The organism is Pseudanabaena cinerea FACHB-1277 (assembly GCF_014696345.1).
GTDB lineage: Bacteria > Cyanobacteriota > Cyanobacteriia > Pseudanabaenales > Pseudanabaenaceae > Pseudanabaena > Pseudanabaena cinerea.
The window spans coordinates 1-2,186 of record NZ_JACJPY010000174.1 but is presented as its reverse complement, the minus strand read 5'-3'; the positions used below and the strand labels follow the sequence as shown (position 1 = coordinate 2,186).

The window sequence follows — 2,186 nt, the reverse complement described above, 5'->3', positions numbered from 1 at the left end:
CTAGATAGGTCATACTTACTATGACTTGACCTATCTTTTTTATCTTAAATCCTCAAATCCCCATCTACTCATACTTCCCATATCTTTTGTCGCCCCGTCAGGAATGCACCCGAACAAATTACACAGACTAACGCGGCTCTCGCCCGCCAAGAAATTTTAGATCATCAAGATCTATCTAGCTTACAAACACACTTTGCCAAACAACTGCAAATCTTTCCAACTATTGGGAATATTTTAATCTCTAATGAAAGAAGAGACTTTCTAGAGGTTTCTCGACTTACTGATGAACATCTTACTGTTAGGATTTTGGATGCTTCAAAAGGCATAAACTTTTATCGTTATCAGGCCGATCTCACAGGAAAAATTCAAAAGTTATTACAGACAAGAACGGACTATAATCCTCACAATGATCCTCCCAATGGTACGCCTTGGTATGGGGCAATTAGAGATGCAAAGAGCGGGGTTTGGAATATTTTTGTCAGTTTGTCACAAGGTAAAGATCGTCCACTCTTAGTCGCAGCTTATAGTTTACCATTTGAAGATGCCCAAGGACAATTTCAGGGAGTACTTTCTTCTGGTTTATATTTAACTCAGTTTGGATATTTTCTCCAAGGTTTAAAAATTGGCAAAACGGGGCAAGCATTTTTGATCGATAAACAGGGGCAAATGATTGCCAATTCCATTAATGAAGTACCATTTAGGAGTAGTGCTAACAATAATTTAGCTCAAAATGTTAATGTTAGTTCTAGAAGATTAAAAGCAACTGCGAGTAAAAATCAACTGATTCGTTTAACATCTCAATATTTAACAGATAAATTCAAATTAGAAGACATTAAAAACATTCAAAAACTTAATTTGTCAATTGATAATCAGCGATATTTTGTACAGATCACACCAGTTACAAAACAGAATTTAAACTGGTTAACGATCATTATTATTCCTGAAACTGATTTTATGGAAGGTATCCAGAAAAACGCCAATTTGACAGTTGGATTGTGTGGTCTAACTCTTGTTATTGCTGCAATATTTGGCATTCTCACAGCCCAATGGATTACCAAACCAATTTTAAGATTAAGTCAGGCAAGTGAAGCTTTGGCATTAGGGGAATGGCAAAATTCACAGAAAGAAAATAACTTGCCAAAGAATGAAAATATTACAGAAATATCAAATCTCGCTAATTCTTTTGATAGCATGGTAAATCAGTTACAAATATCCTTTGAGACTCTAGAAAATCGAGTGGAAGAACGCACTGCTGAATTGGTAATTGCTAAAGACAAGGCAGAAGTAGCAAATCAATCTAAAAGTGCATTTATTGCAAATATGAGTCATGAATTACGAAGTCCATTAAATGCCATTATTGGATTTTCGCAGTTAATGTTACGGGCAAAAAACTTGCCAAAAGAACAATATGAAAATGCAGTAATTATTCAACGTAGTGGCGAATATTTATTAACTTTGATTAATAATGTTTTAGATTTTGCCAAAATTGAAGCTCAAAAAACAACATTAAATCAGAAAGATGTCGATCTAGAACAGCTATTGAATGATTTAGAAGATATGCTGCATCTAAAAGCATTTAATGCTGGCTTAGAACTAATATTTGATCGTGGCGAAAATTTACCCCGTTATATTTATACTGATGGCACAAAACTGCGCCAGATTTTACTAAATATATTGGGCAATGCCATTAAATTTACACAACAAGGTGAAGTAATTTTGAGCGTTAGATATGATCCGCCCCAGCCCCCCTTAGTAAAAGGGGATCAAGAGCAAAATCACTCTTTGCAATTTAGTATTAAAGATACAGGTAAGGGAATCGCGCCACAGGAGTTAAATAGGCTATTTGAGGCATTCGCACAAACAGAATCAGGAAGAGAGGCACAGGAAGGAACTGGATTAGGATTGGCGATTAGTCGTCAATTTGTGCAGTTAATGGGGGGTGATATTACGGTCGAAAGTGAATTAGGTAAAGGTACAACATTTAAGTTTTTGATTAAAACAAAATTAGGGCAAGCAACTATTAATGATTCTCATTTCTTACAGCAAAAAATATTAGGATTAGCATCAGATCAACCCATCTATAAGGGGAGCATCCCAAGTTTGCGCTAAGTAGAAATACTTAGCGATGGGGAATTATTAAGAAAAGCTGTACGCAAACGTAAGATCTTTGGAACATTGCATGGATT

1 protein-coding gene is annotated in these 2,186 nt (G+C 35.5%); it reads left to right on the top strand.

The annotated features are described in order from the left end of the window. The first annotated feature begins 306 nt into the window (after positions 1–306). Positions 307–2,109 (top strand): sensor histidine kinase, encoded by a 1,803-nt coding sequence (locus H6F44_RS23855; protein WP_190353344.1) that lies wholly within the window; start codon positions 307–309, stop codon positions 2,107–2,109. The last annotated feature ends 77 nt before the right edge of the window (positions 2,110–2,186 follow it).